Origin of the sequence: Fischerella major NIES-592, from assembly GCF_001904645.1 — a bacterium.
Classification (GTDB): Bacteria; Cyanobacteriota; Cyanobacteriia; order Cyanobacteriales; family Nostocaceae; genus Fischerella; species Fischerella thermalis.
Genome location: NZ_MRCA01000005.1, coordinates 206,133 through 220,794, shown reverse-complemented (window position 1 = coordinate 220,794; position 14,662 = coordinate 206,133). Strand labels below are relative to the sequence as shown.

Sequence of the window (14,662 nt, the reverse complement as noted above, 5' to 3'; positions counted from 1 at the left end):
TAAAGGTGAATTTAGCAATAAATAATTATTGGCGTTGCTGAACACAGGAATGATTTTATTTTTTTTAAGCGTGGTGTTTTACCGTTTTGGTAGACACGTGTTTTCACACCCTATGAGCGCGTCTACATCATTTTATGCAACGCCCAATTATTTTTATTTAGAGGTAGGTTTGATTAAGCGGTAACCTAAACCATAAACTGTTTCAATCCATTCATTAGCACCCAATGGCTGTAAACGTTGTCGTAAACGTCGAATCTGAACAGTAATGGCATTAGTACCTGGTTGAGCATCCCATGTCCAGAGTGCTTGTTCTAGTTGGTCACGACTTAAAACCTGATATGGATGGCGCAAAAAATATTCCAATAATTGACATTCACGGACAGAAAGTATAGCTTGGTGTTCTTGTCGTTGTGCTGTGTGGGTATCTAAATTTAGTTGTAAATCAGCAAACTTTAAGATTTGATCTTGCCAAACAGGCGATCGCCTTCCCAAAGCACGCACCCGCGCTAATAACTCCAGCATATCTATAGGTTTAACAACATAGTCATCTGCACCTGCATCTAGCCCTTTGATCTTATCTGAGATACTGTCCTTGGCGGTGAGCATTAGTACAGGAGACGTTTTTCCCATACAACGATATTGTTGGCAGAGGTTGATACCACTTCCTGTTGGTAGTATCCAGTCCAATATGAGTAAATCGTAGTCTTGCTCAGATATTAAACCTGTGGCTATTTCACAGTTATCAACCCCATCCACAACATGTCCAGCCCTCGATAGTACGGTGTTTAAAGGTTCTAAGAGTTCTAGATCGTCTTCAACTACCAATATTTTCATGGCTATTGTCAATTATTTGACTATGAAGATGAGAATATTTATTTATAATAATGCTTATTTTTGTCAATAAAGTCCCATGCATCATCATTCTCTTTCAAGCCTGTGGCAATCTCTGGTGAGAAGTCGCTATGTATCTATGGTTTTTGCTTTCGGATTAGACCTTTGGTTAGCACTACCCTTGCTCGCAGTCATTATTTGGTTTGGAGGACAAAGCGTTGCTAACCAAATATTGAGTTATGGATCTGAAACTCAATTATATTTAGAAGCAAATAACCAGGTTAGAGTTCAGTTATCCACTGCCGTTTTAGCAATTAAAGCAGAGATTAAACAGCAGGCAGGATTTACTAAGGTAAGTATTAAAACAGCAGACTCAGCGATTAAAAAATTAGAACTGGAACTACGTACTACGGATATTGCCACCGTAGAAGCAGGAATCACTCAGGAATTAGGATTAGATCTACCAACGGTTAAACGTATAACTCGTTACGAATTTAGAGAGTAATTCTTTTGGGTATCCAGGTAGATTGTCTAATGGTAAGGTCATGAACCACGAAGACACAAAGCACACAAAGAAAGTTGAAGTGAGTTGGCTGCCTGGGACTTGGTGTTTTAAAACTTGGGTAAGTATTATGAACTTATTTTGGGGAAGAAATGGGTTTATCTTAGTTAGTGTGAAGTAATTTTGCTGTTTTGATTGGGAGTGGTTATGGCAACTAGTAATGTGTCACCCAGTTCTGAATCAAACGAGTCAGGAAAATCCACATCCATTCCCAAAGTGAAACTATGGACAATGTTTCGACTAGGCCTGTTTCAGATGGCATTGGGTATCATGTCGATTCTGACTCTGGGAGTGCTAAATCGAGTCATGATTGAGGAATTGCAAGTACCAGCACTAATTGTCGCTGGGGCGATCGCAATGCATCAGTTTGTGGCTCCGATTAGAGTGTGGTTTGGGCAAATGTCAGATACTAAGCCTTTACTTGGCTATCACCGCAGTGGCTATGTTTGGGTTGGCGCAGCTTTATTTGCGATCGTCTCATTTTTCGCTGTGCAGGTAGTTTGGCAATTGGGCTTCAGTTTGCAGTCTGGTTGGACAAGTCAATCTTCTGGTTGGGCAGCACTTTTAGCTTTGATTTTTGCTCTTTATGGAGTTGCCATTAGTGCTAGTTCCACACCTTTTGCAGCGTTGTTAGTCGATGTTTCCGATGAAGACAACCGCTCAAAATTGGTGGGGGTTGTGTGGTCGATGCTGATGGTGGGTATTATTATTGGGGCAATCATTAGCAGTGGTTTGCTCAGACAAATTGCCTTAAATGCACCCCTAGAGGTCATTCAAACTCAAGTTAACCGCCTGTTTTTGATCGTTCCGGGTATTGCTTTCGCACTTTGTTTGCTATCAACAGTCGGTGTGGAAAAGAAGTATTCTCGCTATACCATGCGTTCCACAGCGATTAACCGTGAAGATAAGATTACTCTTGGTATGGCAATGCAGGTGTTAACTGCTAGCCGCCAAACAGCAATATTTTTCATTTTTTTGCTGTTGATGACACTCAGTTTGTTTATGCAGGATGCGGTGTTGGAACCCTACGGCGGCGAAGTCTTTAAAATGACTATTGCCGAAACCACAAAACTTAATGCCTTTTTCGGTACAGGGACGCTCATTGGCTTGAGTTTGACAGGCTTTTTGATTGCTCCACGTTTGGGTAAGAAAAATACAACCAAGCTCGGATGTGTGGCTGTGGCAGTTTGCTTAATCATCATTGTCCTAGCAGGGACTACAGCTAATGCCAAATTCCTGCAATGGAGTTTGACCTTGTTTGGTTTTGCATCTGGTGTCACTACTACTGGAGCCTTAAGTTTAATGCTGGATTTAACTGCTGCCGAAACTGCTGGTACATTCATTGGTGCTTGGGGGTTAGCGCAAGCAATGGCAAGGGCCTTAGCTACGGTTTCTGGTGGCGCAGTGCTAAACTTAGGTAAATCTTTCTTGACAACGCCATTGTTTGCCTATGGGTTGGTGTTTACCATACAAGCCGTAGTTATATTGCTGGCGCTGGGATTATTAGCTAAGGTGAATGTCACAGAATTTCAACGCAATGCTAAACAGGCGATCGCATCTATATTGGAAAGCGAGTTAGATTAATCTTAATTTGTTGGTTGTTGCTGGTTGATTGCTGGTAGTTGATAGTTGGTAGTTGATAGTTGATTGTTACAACACCCAAACAACAAACAACCAACAACAAACAACTAACAACAAATTTATTTATCAAATGACTGAATTTTGGACTACAGTTTTAGAATTTGCCCAAATTACTACCGCCAGGGTAGGTAAGCAGTTAATGGAAGATTTTGGGCAAGTACAAGCTTCCCATAAAGCTGATGGTTCTTTAGTCACCCGTGCTGATAAGTGGGCTGATCAAGAATTGCGAAATGCGATCGCCTCTACATTTCCTGATTATGGAATTTTGACTGAAGAGGGTGACAAGGTTTTTCCTGGTACAGAATGGTGTTGGGTAGTTGATCCGTTGGATGGCACTACTAACTTTACGCGTGGTATTCCCATTTGGTCAATTTCACTAGGGTTGCTGTATAAGGGCACACCTATTTTCGGATATGTTTACGTGCCACCACTGAAAGAATCATTCCACGGCTTCTGGGAAGGTTCATCGGGTCTAGGAGCTTCCACGGGGGCTTTTCGCAATTATCACCCGATTCATACTAGTGAAGAAGAGCCGAGTCAGCATCACTTTTTTAACCTCTGTTCCCGTAGTACCTCGGTAATCAAACAAGATTTTCCTTGTAAAATTAGGATGTTGGGGGTTGCCAGCTATAACTTCCTGACAGTCGCCACAGGAGCAGTATTAGGTAGTGTGGAAGCAACACCAAAAGTCTGGGATCTAGCTGCTGCTTGGGTAATAGTTAAAGCTGCGGGAGGAAGTTGGATCTCACTCAACTCAGAACCTTTTCCTTTATCTGCTGGTGTTGATTATAGCGATCGCTCTTTCCCCACTTTGGTTGTCAGTCGTCCAGAATTGGTATCTACATTTAAGCCATATTTGGAAAATTTCAAGATTTGAACTTTGGCATTCTCCAAGTTGCTTGATTGACTTTATGGTGCAGATGGGTAGGTGTAAAAATCAGCTAGTCCATAAAAAGTACCTTAATCCCTTTGACTGCAATAGTTTCATCGATTAAGTACCGAATATAGGTCTGCACCAATAGCAAAACGCTTACTATACAAAGCTTTCAGGCGGAATCTTAGTCGTAATTGTGTCAATTGCTGCCACCCAGATAGGTTTTCGTAACCTGATGTGGTTTTTAGATACTATTAATCTCATCCACACTCAGCCTTCTTCACACCAGAGATGACACTGAAATTACTACTTGCTATTTGAAGAAGGCAGATAGCAGAAGAAAACATCACAAATTATTACTAGAAAACTCTGCGTACCTCCGCGTACCCTCCGCGTGCCTCTGCGTTAAAAAAAACCAAACTTATACGCAAAACCTTACTTCAATCTATAATTTAAAAATAAAATCAGCGATCGCCACCTCATCTTTACCAGTTATAGTTTCTTGGGTAGGACTCAACAGAACAGATAGCTGCATCAACTTCTTACCCCCAAGACGACGTGCAACCCGGCTAGGAATTCCGTAACCGTAAACAATATGTCCTTGTCCAGCCAACACCACCACTCGATAATCTGGATTGGCTTTGACAAACTCAGCAATTCCTTCTGCCATTGTTTCATCCCATAGCACTTGCGCCAAAAAAAAGCGTTCAGCACCAGAATTATTACCGTGTCCATTATTTTGATGCTGTTGAAAAGCTTGTAGTGATAAATGTTGATACTTTTGGTTATCAGTACGAATTTCTGAAAAAGGCGGAATAAATTTCCTTTCGGATGCAGTGAGACTTTCTAGACCTTGACGTGCAACTTTGCGTGTAATTTCTGTCGGGGTGTTTAAAGCTAAAATTGGTAGTTGTTTTTCTTTGGCAAACCGGAGAATCGGGGTGTAATATTCCCAAGGGAAACCCCAGCGTTTTTCGTACTCGCTTTTCTCTACTAGTTCTTGTTCAGTCAGTTTACCTGCTAGATATTGATCAACAACACCTTGATAGGGACGCTGAAACATCTCCATCGCAACAGCAATTTTAGGATGATGCCGCTGAAGTTCCTGAATAATTTGCAGTTGATTTTGATGATCCACAGAACTATCGTGAGTTTCCCCCAGATACACCACATTTGCTTCTGCTAGTTCTGTCAACATCTGTTGACGACTGTAAATAAAATTCTCTGGTTTGCCACAACTTTTATCCCAATCTGGAAAGATTGTATCTACATTGCTAGGTGGTGCAGCCATGACTAACTTGGGAGGACAGGAACTTTTGACTGTTGCAGCGCAAGCAGGTAAAGTCGAGAGTAAAAAGTAAAAAGTCAAAGTTAAGAGGTAAAAGAATAGTTTTTTGCTTGGGAAGCTTTGCTGTTCATTTGCTAAGATTCTTGCGTATGCCAGTAACTTAGTTTGCATAAATAGTGTCATTTTCTTTACACAACGCTGGATAGGTTCAGCTATTAATATGAAAGGACTGTGGCTAGAAAACAAGCAACTGCAATTACGTACTAATATTCCCATCCCTGAACCGCCACCAGGGGAAGCATTAGTACGGGTTTTATGTGCCGGTATTTGTAACACTGATTTGGAACTAACCAGAGGCTATTACCCCTACACTGGCATTTTAGGTCATGAATTTGTCGGTGTTGTGGAACAAGGCCCAGAAAACTTAGTCAATCGCCGTGTTGTCGGTGAAATTAACGCTGTATGCGGTAAATGTCGCTTTTGTCGTAGCGGGAATTCAACTCATTGCGAAAACAGGACTGTGCTGGGTATTGTTAACCGCAATGGTGCTTTTGCTGACTATCTGTGTTTACCTGTAGAAAATCTTCATCTTGTACCAGAGAGTGTTCCTACAGCAATCGCAACATTCACTGAACCTGTAGCTGCGGCATTGCAGATTCAGCAGCAGATAGCATTGCATCCCAATGACAAAGTGTTAGTCGTTGGGGATGGTAAGCTAGGGCAATTAGTAGCCCAAACTTTGGCTTTGACTGGTTGTGATCTCTTGGTGGTGGGACGCCATCGTGATAAGCTGGTTAATTTAGAAGCACGAGGCATCAAAACAGGCTTTGCGGATGCGGTGACAGACAGGACTTTTGATATTTCCGTAGAATGTACAGGCAATGCTGAAGGATTTGCGATCGCTCGCCGTGCTTTACGTCCCCGTGGTACACTGGTACTCAAAAGTACCTATGCTGGCAATCTCAGTCTAGATGCTTCTACTTTGGTAGTCGATGAAATTACTCTGATTGGTTCGCGTTGCGGCCCGTTTGCACCCGCACTCGAACTACTTGCACAAGAGAAAGTGGACGTACAACCCCTCATTCAAGCCTGTTACCCACTTACAGAAGCAATAGCAGCTTTTAGATATGCTCAAACAAAAGGTGTGTTAAAGGTGCTATTGGAAATGGAGAATTGGTAGTGGGGGGAGTGTGTAGAGGCGCTTTGCGCGGCTTCCCGTAGAGTGGAGTGTGAGGAGTGGGGAGGTGGGGAGAAAAAACAACCACTAACCACCAACCACCAACAAACAACTAATAAAACATTGAATTCGTTTTTGGTTGGTAATCTATGCATTGGATCGCTTCTTCCGTGTTAGCAATGGAAGGATGGACTGTGCATTTGAGACGATGATCGTCGGTGAAATACTGACAACCAGCGCAGGGAATTTGGTGCATTTTTTTGGCTGTTTTGACACCATCGCGGGTTGCAGCCCACAGACTCCAAACAACCATAGTAACCAACACCCAGGCGCTGATAAAACAAATCGGCACAAGAAGCTTTTGAATTGTAAAAAAAAGAAAATGCATTATTTGCAACACGGCAAGGATTGCGAAAATCTACAAAAAATGTGAGTGAGAAATGAGAAGTTATAGTTATATTAACTCCTCATTCCTCACTCATGACTTCTGACTAAAGAGATATCAGTGATTTAGTTTTTTTAACTGATAACTGATCACTGTTCACTAGATGCCAGCATGACCAATTGCTAAACCAGCCACAAGCATTCCCAAAACCAGGAAAGGTTGAGCGCTGGCTTGATATTTGACATCATTAGTTAAAGGGTCACGCAGAAAATACATGTCTTGGAAGGTGATTTGCGGGATGATGAGTAATGCCAGAATAGCGGCATACAAATTTTCATGGATGTAAACTAAATAAGCAGCGATCGCAGCTTGAAAGACATCAATCATAATCACACAAATCCAAGCAGCTGTTGTAACACCAAACATTACAGGCAGTGATTTTAATCCGAGTTTACGATCGCCTTCGACACTCTTGAAGTCATTGATGATACCAATACCCAAGCCAGCCAAACTATAAATCAGGGTGAGGACAACTATTTTCCAGTTGAGTTCGCCGAATAAAGCGTGACCAGTACACCAGGGGAAAGTAATATAACTTGCACCCAAAGCATAGCTACCCAACCAACCGTTTTGCTTCAACTTCAAGGGCGGGGCAGAATAGATGTAGCCGACAAATGAACCGATGATCGCGATCATTGTAATTGTGGGAAATTCATTACCAGCCCATTTATCAAGGGCAAAGGCAACTGCTATACCAGCAATAAGTAATACCCATATTTGCGTAATTACCTGGGGTATGGAAATTGCTCCAGAGGGAATTGGGCGGTAGGGTTCGTTGATGGCATCAATTTCGCGATCATAGTAATCGTTCAGGATTTGCACGTAACCTGCCATCAATGGTCCTGATAGCACCATGCAAACTGCTGCCTTCAGGACATTTTCTAGAGTCCAAGTGAATTCACCAGAAGAAGCCGCACCGCAGATTACACCCCACATTAAAGGAATCCAGGTAATTGGCTTCATCAGTTGCAGGCGGATTTTCCAAATCGAACTTTCTCCAGGCGCTGCACCTTTCATACCCAAAAGTTGCCTGGTCTTAGCACTGCGGTCAACAGTACCATTTGCTTGGTCTGTGGATGTATTGGAATCAGGGGTAATGGGAGTTGAATCAGACATAGGCTGTACTTGTAAATTGGTAATTGGTAATTGGTAATTGGTAATTGGTAATTTGGTGGTTTTCCCATTACCCATTACCGATTACCCATCACCTCTTGCCTAAAACGAGATTATCAAATAATTATTTTGGAACTTAGCACCAGTAACAGGTCTACCACTCAAGGCGGGAGGTAGGAAAATATTCCGCCTTTGGTCTCCAGCTTCAATAGTCACTTCTGGTCCGTATTGAGTGAGTTTGACCTGTTTTTTATCAAATCCAGGCAAAAATAAGCTTACCTTGTGTTCTTGGATGTTAATTTCAATCGGTTTGGGAGCCTGTACCGCTTGTTCTACAAAATTTGGTAGAGCATCAATCAGGGCTTGCCAATCTTCTGTTTTGACATCTGGAACCACACTCACATGAAGGGGAGTAAATTGCTCGGAAACTTGGACAGTTGTGTCAGTAGACACAAGGATAATGCCACCCACGGTTAAACCAACTAGTTGGGCGCTACCCCAGAGATAGCGCACAGAAGCAATTTCAACAGGATCATTGCTTGTCACCAAAAAAGCAGCAACTTTTTTAGGATCCGCGAGGGCAGCTCTACCCTTGTCTAAAAAGTGGTTAACTTGGTTAGTAGGTTGGGCGAAGTTATCCGATGTCCAGTTGATATTGAAAAAAGTGCTAATTAGCGGTTGAATCAAGGGCGATTCGGAAATGGCTTTACCGAGATCGGAATTGACAAACAATTGCCGGAATCGCCGCACGTACCAACTGAGAAATTCTGGCATCCCGAACATTCGCAAAGTCGAGGAGTCGCCATTGCCATCGTAGACGATCGCGTCATATTTGCCGCTTTCGTAGTACTCGCGGATGGCGTTGAGGACAAGGGCGCTGTCCATCCCGGGTAATACTGATAGTTCTTGACCATAAACCTCTTTCAGGATGGGCGTTTTAAGATATTGTGCTTCCAGTTTTTTCACATCCTCCCAACTACGTTCTAGTAGTACAGAAGTCTGAAACTGAACAACGTGCAAATTAGCAGCAATTTCTTGGGGATCAGAACCAATAGGAATACCCAACAAGATTTGCAATGCTGGTTCTGCACTCCCAGCTAAAAGTACGCGCTTTCCTTGGCTTGCCAATTGTTTGGCTGCGGCGATCGCTACTTTTGTTCTAGCACTGCCGCTTTTGCCCAAAAATGTCAATATCAGGGCCATTACTTGATTCCTATTTTTTACCGCCGATTTTTCAACTCCAACTTAGCACTCGGCTGATTTGAGTAGCTTCCTTCTCTAGTTCAGCACTTAGAGGACAGGCTTTTGATCACTTACTGTACTAGTTTGAGTTCATCTTCAAAAAACCAAGTGGAAAAATTATCATCAAATTTGACCACGATGCCAACACTGCTACCATCGGTCATTTTGTAACCTTCGATAGTACCGATTTGTCCTAGTCTCTTAACAATAGGGGCAGGTACGCGATCGCGCAAACGAAGAACCTTTACTTTTTGTCCGATTTCCATGCCAACTCACAATGCAATAAACCAAAACTCAGTGTACCGGAATCCGGTGTCCTGTGGGAGATGGGGACCGGTGAGTTCCCCATCAGTCCACCTCCCCATTACTAGAAATTTTCTGGAGAGTGACTCTCAACTGTATATCGTTGATGTTCACACAGGTGTTGTAGCACGCCTCCTTGATCTGCGCAAACCGAATCTCCTGGGCTAATACTTCGTTCTTCACTATTTCCAGATGAGTTTTAAGAGCCTCTAAAAGTGTTCCTGAGGTTTCCAACCCAAGATGAATCCGATCTGAAAGATTGAGTCCTGCTTTTTTGCGTACCTCTTGTAATAGACGAATCGCCTCTCGAACCACCCCTTCTTGAATTAACTCTGGTGTGAGTTGAGTATTCAATGCTGCTAAATAACCGTATTCTTCGATCGCTGCATAACCTTGTGGACTGTTAACCTCAATCAGAAATGCCTCCGGCTCAAGGTGATAAGATTTTCCATCTAGATGGATAACAGTCTCTTTACCCTCACGGATATTGCAGACAATTTCGCGGGTATCAATAGTTTCCAGCTTTTTCTTCAACGCAGGTACTTGTTTTCCGAGACGCTTGCCAACCAGAGGCAGATTTGGCTTGATGGTATAATCAACGAAATCTGTTGCTATGTCTAAATAAGTCACTTTTTTAACATTAAGTTCTTCCTTAAGTTGTTCTTCTAGGCGCTTGAGTCCAGCAATTTCGGCTTGATTGCGAACCCGCACCAAGATTTCCCCTAGCGGTTGCCGGATCTTAACCTTTGCTGTGGCGCGGGCAGCACGTCCTAACTCTACAATCCGGATCAGCGTCTCCATATCACGCAACAGATTGGTATCGATGAGCGTGGCATCAAATTTTTCCCAGTTAGCTAAATGTACTGATTCTGGTTGCTCAGGAAAGACACTCAGTACTAAATTTTGGTAAATGTGTTCGCTCACAAAGGGAGCCATTGGAGCCATGAGTTTAGCAACAATGACCATCGTCTCGTAGAGGGTTTTGTAAGCTGAGAGTTTATCGCCATCATTTTCCGACTTCCAGAAACGGCGACGATTGCGACGCACATACCAGTTAGAGAGATCGTTGACCACGAAGTCGCGAATTGCCCGGCTGGCACTGGTGGGATCGTAAGCTTCTAATCGCTCAGTTACATCTCGGATCAGTACATTCACCTTGGACACCAACCAGCGATCGATCTCAGGACGCTCAAAGACAGGAACATCCTGTTGCAAATCTGGCTGGTCGAGGTTGGCGTAAAGCACTAGGAAACTGTAAGTATTCCATAGTGTCATCAAAAAATCGCGTAATGTATCTTCAACTAGTCCTTGGGAGAAGCGCTTGGTATTTTCTGGTGGACTGGTGCTGTAAAGATACCACCGCAGCGCATCGGCTCCTTGAGCATCAAGGACAGTCCAAGGGTTGACTGTATTTCCCTTGGATTTAGACATTTTCTCGCCTTTTTCATCCACAATGTGTCCAAGGACGATCGCATTTTTGAAGGCAGGGGAATCCTGAGCAATATGAGCCAGAGAACCACCAGTATCTGTAAGTAAGGTGGCAAGAGCATGTAGGCTATAAAACCAGCCCCGTGTCTGATCGATCGCCTCACAAATATAATCGGCAGGAAAATTCCCAGCCAGCACGTCCTGATTTTCAAAGGGATAGTGCCATTGAGCATAAGGCATAGCTCCCGACTCAAACCAGACATCTACCGTATAGGGAACACGCTGAAAACGCTTGCCGTTTTTCTCAAAAACAATCTCATCAATGTAAGGACGATGCAAATCTAACCCTGACAAATCCCGCCCGGTCAATTCTGCCAACTCTTTGACACTGCCTACACAGATATACTCACTTTCGTCTTCACTCACCCATACAGGTAGAGGCGCACCCCAGTACCGTTCCCGTGATAATGCCCAATCGATATTATTTCTTAACCAATCCCCAAACCGACCATCACGGATATATTCAGGATGCCAGTGAATTTTGTTGTTGTTGGCAATAAGCTTGTCTTTGACAGCAGTTGTCCGAATGTACCAACTCTTTTTGGCATAGTTGATCAATGGTGTGCCATCCCGATAGTTAAACGGATAAGTGTGGTTAATAGTTGTGGCTCGATAAAGCAGCTGTTTGTCTAGCAAATCTGCGATAATTTGCCGATCTGCATCCTTGAAAAACTGTCCAGTGTAAGGCCCCTCACCATCAGGAGCATCAACTAGCTTTACCTGGGGATAAACTTGACCCAGCAAATCCACAGAAAAAAGCATCGGCAAGTTGTACTTGCGTCCCAACTCCAGATCCCCATAAGCAGGGGCAATGTGAAGCACCCCTGTTCCTTCATCAATAATCACCTGCTCGTCGCTAACCACACGGAACCCTTGGGAAAGGTCTTCTCCTTCCGGTACATACCCCTGTAAAAGAGGCTGATAGTGAAGTCCAACCAGTGCTTCCCCTGTAAAAGTTTTTAGTGTTCGATAATTCCCCTCACCGAAGACTTGATTAGCAAGACTACTAGCAAGAATGTAGAGGTCTGTTTGTGAGCGATCGCCTGCTTGAGGTGGTGCAGCAAACAGCCCATACATAGCATCTGCCCTCACAGCCAAAGCAACGTTAGCAGGGAGCGTCCAAGGGGTAGTTGTCCAAGCCAGCAGATAAACTGGCTGTGTCTCTTTATCCCATAAACCACGCTTGACAATTTCGTCAGTATATGCAGCAAACATCGGGTAAATTGAAGGGTCTTCTACATCTCGGTATCCCTGTGCCACTTCATGATCCGAAAGGCTAGTATTGTTACGCGGACAGTGCCAAGTTGAGCGGTAGTCTTCAAATAGAAGATTACGTTCCCACAGCGACTTCATCAACCACCAACAAGACTCAATATATTGATTTTCGTAAGTAATATAGGCGTTTTCTAAATCCAGCCAGTAACCAATCCGTTCGGTCATCGCCTGCCAATCCTGGATGCGTTCAAAGACCGATTGCTTGCATAACTCATTAAACCTAGCAATACCAAAAGCTTCAATATCAGCCTTCTTAGTAAAGCCTAACTTCTTCTCAACTTCCAACTCCACAGGTAAACCGTGGGTATCCCATCCGCCCTTGCGCTCAACTCGATAGCCTTGCATCGTTTTGTAGCGGAGAAACAAATCTTTGTAAGCACGGGAAATTACATGATGGACTCCTGGCTTACCATTGGCAGTTGGCGGCCCTTCATAAAAGACATAATTTCCTTGAGGTGCATCTTTGTCCACTGACTTTTGGAAGATGTGGTGCGTTTTCCAAAAGTCGATCACCTCTTGCTCAAAGCTAGGAAAACAAAGGTTTTTTTCAACTTCTCTAAACATAATTACCGCGTTCACTATCCATGCAGAATTATTGCAGAGTCAGCCAAAGCCAGACTCTACACCTCCACATTGGGGCGCTGAGGTGAGCGCGGTACCACCCAAATTTACCCAAGTTTCACAACCTAAGTCTTTGCAGCTACTCCCGACTGGGAAGAGCGACCCGCTATTACGTGCGGGACACGTCCCTATCTACTTAAAGCCTTTGGGGCTTTGTTCGGAGGGCGGCTCAGGGAGGATTTTCATTTCTGCCGTATGGTCAGGCTTACACCATCCCTGACTCGCTCTTGCACCGACTCAGAAACTACTCGTTCCCGTCATTGCCTTTAATGGGTTAATCATAATTTTACATTTCTTCTTTGTGTCTTAGTGTCTTGGTGTTTCAAAAATGCTTTTTTACCACCAAGGCACAAAGACACCAAGACGAGGGCTAGCTCCTAAACTAAGTCAGGAAACACTTCTTGTACAGCCGGATGCACCAAGCGATGATTCTGCACGTTGACACCTTTGGCTAATGCAGGGTTATTTTTTAGCGCCTCCATTCCCTGGTTTGCTAATTGCACCACGTATGGTAGAGTACTATTATTAAGTGCCTGAGTTGCTGTCCGAGGAACTGCCCCTGGCATGTTAGGAACGCCATAGTGCAATACACCTTCTTCAACATAGACAGGGTTGGTGTGAGATGTAGGATGCACAGTTTCTATACAGCCGCCTTGGTCAACTGCCACATCGGCAATGACTGACCCTGGTTGCATTTGTTTGACTAATTCACGAGATACAAGAATTGGTGCTTTTCGTCCTGGTACAAGAACTGCACCAATCAGGAGATCTGCTTCACGAACTGCTGCTTCAATGTGAGCAGAGTTGCTGTAAAGTAGTTCTACTCGTGAGCCAAAAAGAGTTTCCAAGTAGCTCAAGCGTTCTACATTCACATCCAGAATTTGAACGCTGGCTCCCATCCCGACGGCAATTTTAGCGGCTTCTGTGCCAACTACACCACCGCCTAAAACTACCACTCTGCCTGGTTTAACGCCAGGTACTCCACCCAAAAGGACACCTCTACCCCCTTGTTGCCGTTCTAAAAATCTTGCTCCGAACTGTACTGCTAAGCGCCCAGCAATGACGCTCATGGGTGTAAGCAGAGGTAGCCTGTTTGTGCCAGGTTGTTCCACTGTTTCATAGGCGATCGCACAGACGCCACTATTAATTAAATGCTCGGTCAAATCCCGATGAGCTGCTAAGTGCAAATAAGTAAAGAGAACCTGCTCTTTTTGCAAGAACTTATACTCTGAAGCTAGGGGTTCTTTGACTTTCACCACTAACTCGCGATTCCAAGCGGCTTCTGGTGTTGGGACTATTTCTGCGCCGGAACTTCTGTAGTCATCATCTGTAAATCCAGCACCTTCACCGGCTTGAGTTTCTACAAAGATATTGTGACCACTTTCTTTGAGTACCCTAACACTAGAGGGACTCAAACCAACTCGAAACTCTTGGTCTTTAGTTTCTTTGGGAACACCTATATCCATTCACTGCCCCTAATTAATTTAATTTTTGTTTAGCTTTAGTTTGTCAGTCTTATCCCTGGTATGTTGAATCCAAAAATACGAATTTACCTGAGTTTGCCCTGATATCACCAATTTAACATTGACTCCATTTTGGGATCGGGGACTATGGGGAGTGTGGGGAGAATAATATAGCAACTAATTCCCCCTTCCCTTGTCCCCCTTCACCCCCTAATCTCCAGAGGGGACCCCGAGTTCCCCCATGTCTCCCTTGTCCCCTCACACCCCACCCTTACGGGAAGCCGCTACGCGTCTACACACTCCCCACACTTCCCTCCTTCCCTTCCCTGATCTCGTATA

At 43.9% G+C, this 14,662-nt stretch carries 12 protein-coding genes and 1 other annotated feature; of the genes, 4 read left to right on the top strand and 8 right to left on the bottom strand.

What is annotated here, in order from left to right; all coding sequences use genetic code 11:
* Positions 1–153: 153 nt before the first annotated feature.
* Complete coding sequence (locus tag NIES592_RS11765) at positions 154–834, bottom strand: response regulator transcription factor (protein ID WP_073555819.1); 681 nt, start codon at positions 832–834, stop codon at positions 154–156.
* A gap of 76 nt (positions 835–910) precedes the next feature.
* Here NIES592_RS11765 and NIES592_RS11760 point away from each other — a divergent pair, with 76 nt between their 5' ends.
* The 3 genes from NIES592_RS11760 (at position 911) to NIES592_RS11750 (ending at position 3,911) form a co-directional block, all read left to right on the top strand.
* Positions 911–1,336, top strand: coding sequence for a hypothetical protein (locus tag NIES592_RS11760; RefSeq protein ID WP_143168366.1), 426 nt, complete (start codon positions 911–913; stop codon positions 1,334–1,336).
* 204 nt (positions 1,337–1,540) lie between these two features.
* Complete coding sequence (locus NIES592_RS11755) at positions 1,541–2,977, top strand: BCD family MFS transporter (protein ID WP_073555817.1); 1,437 nt, start codon at positions 1,541–1,543, stop codon at positions 2,975–2,977.
* 127 nt (positions 2,978–3,104) lie between these two features.
* Positions 3,105–3,911, top strand: a complete 807-nt coding sequence (locus NIES592_RS11750; RefSeq protein WP_062250535.1) for an inositol monophosphatase family protein — start codon at positions 3,105–3,107, stop codon at positions 3,909–3,911.
* 442 nt (positions 3,912–4,353) lie between these two features.
* On the opposite strand, the gene NIES592_RS11745 is transcribed toward NIES592_RS11750, so the two are convergent.
* Entirely contained in the window at positions 4,354–5,379 is a 1,026-nt protein-coding gene (locus NIES592_RS11745; protein WP_084552288.1) for a ChaN family lipoprotein, read from the bottom strand.
* A gap of 37 nt (positions 5,380–5,416) precedes the next feature.
* Here NIES592_RS11745 and NIES592_RS11740 point away from each other — a divergent pair, with 37 nt between their 5' ends.
* Positions 5,417–6,376, top strand: a complete 960-nt coding sequence (locus tag NIES592_RS11740; RefSeq protein WP_073555816.1) for an MDR/zinc-dependent alcohol dehydrogenase-like family protein — start codon at positions 5,417–5,419, stop codon at positions 6,374–6,376.
* 109 nt (positions 6,377–6,485) lie between these two features.
* Here NIES592_RS11740 and NIES592_RS11735 read toward each other — a convergent pair whose 3' ends face one another.
* The 6 genes from NIES592_RS11735 to ald all read right to left on the bottom strand — a co-directional run bounded on the left by NIES592_RS11735 (position 6,486) and on the right by ald (position 14,326).
* A complete protein-coding gene (locus NIES592_RS11735; protein WP_082720482.1) occupies positions 6,486–6,761 on the bottom strand; it encodes a hypothetical protein in 276 nt (91 codons plus the stop codon).
* A 156-nt stretch (positions 6,762–6,917) separates the two neighbouring features.
* Positions 6,918–7,934 carry a chlorophyll synthase ChlG gene (chlG, locus tag NIES592_RS11730; protein ID WP_062250530.1) on the bottom strand — a complete coding sequence of 339 codons (1,017 nt, stop codon included), beginning with the start codon at positions 7,932–7,934 and terminating at the stop codon, positions 6,918–6,920.
* 99 nt (positions 7,935–8,033) lie between these two features.
* A complete protein-coding gene (locus tag NIES592_RS11725; protein WP_073555815.1) occupies positions 8,034–9,134 on the bottom strand; it encodes a Get3/ArsA fold putative tail anchor-mediating ATPase NosAFP in 1,101 nt (366 codons plus the stop codon).
* A gap of 110 nt (positions 9,135–9,244) precedes the next feature.
* Entirely contained in the window at positions 9,245–9,439 is a 195-nt protein-coding gene (petP, locus tag NIES592_RS11720) for a cytochrome b6f subunit PetP (RefSeq protein WP_009453891.1), read from the bottom strand.
* A gap of 82 nt (positions 9,440–9,521) precedes the next feature.
* Positions 9,522–12,803 carry an isoleucine--tRNA ligase gene (ileS, locus tag NIES592_RS11715; RefSeq protein ID WP_073555814.1) on the bottom strand — a complete coding sequence of 1,094 codons (3,282 nt, stop codon included), beginning with the start codon at positions 12,801–12,803 and terminating at the stop codon, positions 9,522–9,524.
* A gap of 67 nt (positions 12,804–12,870) precedes the next feature.
* Positions 12,871–13,130 (bottom strand) — a binding site (T-box leader).
* Positions 13,131–13,237: 107 nt separating this feature from the next.
* Positions 13,238–14,326 carry an alanine dehydrogenase gene (ald, locus tag NIES592_RS11710; RefSeq protein WP_073555813.1) on the bottom strand — a complete coding sequence of 363 codons (1,089 nt, stop codon included), beginning with the start codon at positions 14,324–14,326 and terminating at the stop codon, positions 13,238–13,240.
* Positions 14,327–14,662 lie beyond the last annotated feature (336 nt).

What these genes read in the sequence shown, in the direction of transcription:
- NIES592_RS11755 (WP_073555817.1), top strand. Translation starts at nt 1,541, where the DNA reads ATGGCAACTAGTAATGTGTCACCCAGTTCTGAATCAAACGAGTCAGGA.
- petP (WP_009453891.1), bottom strand. Translation starts at nt 9,439, where the DNA reads ATGGAAATCGGACAAAAAGTAAAGGTTCTTCGTTTGCGCGATCGCGTA.
- NIES592_RS11740 (WP_073555816.1), top strand. Translation starts at nt 5,417, where the DNA reads ATGAAAGGACTGTGGCTAGAAAACAAGCAACTGCAATTACGTACTAAT.
- NIES592_RS11725 (WP_073555815.1), bottom strand. Translation starts at nt 9,134, where the DNA reads ATGGCCCTGATATTGACATTTTTGGGCAAAAGCGGCAGTGCTAGAACA.
- NIES592_RS11765 (WP_073555819.1), bottom strand. Translation starts at nt 834, where the DNA reads ATGAAAATATTGGTAGTTGAAGACGATCTAGAACTCTTAGAACCTTTA.
- NIES592_RS11760 (WP_143168366.1), top strand. Translation starts at nt 911, where the DNA reads ATGCATCATCATTCTCTTTCAAGCCTGTGGCAATCTCTGGTGAGAAGT.
- NIES592_RS11745 (WP_084552288.1), bottom strand. Translation starts at nt 5,379, where the DNA reads ATGACACTATTTATGCAAACTAAGTTACTGGCATACGCAAGAATCTTA.
- chlG (WP_062250530.1), bottom strand. Translation starts at nt 7,934, where the DNA reads ATGTCTGATTCAACTCCCATTACCCCTGATTCCAATACATCCACAGAC.
- ileS (WP_073555814.1), bottom strand. Translation starts at nt 12,803, where the DNA reads ATGTTTAGAGAAGTTGAAAAAAACCTTTGTTTTCCTAGCTTTGAGCAA.
- NIES592_RS11735 (WP_082720482.1), bottom strand. Translation starts at nt 6,761, where the DNA reads ATGCATTTTCTTTTTTTTACAATTCAAAAGCTTCTTGTGCCGATTTGT.
- NIES592_RS11750 (WP_062250535.1), top strand. Translation starts at nt 3,105, where the DNA reads ATGACTGAATTTTGGACTACAGTTTTAGAATTTGCCCAAATTACTACC.
- ald (WP_073555813.1), bottom strand. Translation starts at nt 14,326, where the DNA reads ATGGATATAGGTGTTCCCAAAGAAACTAAAGACCAAGAGTTTCGAGTT.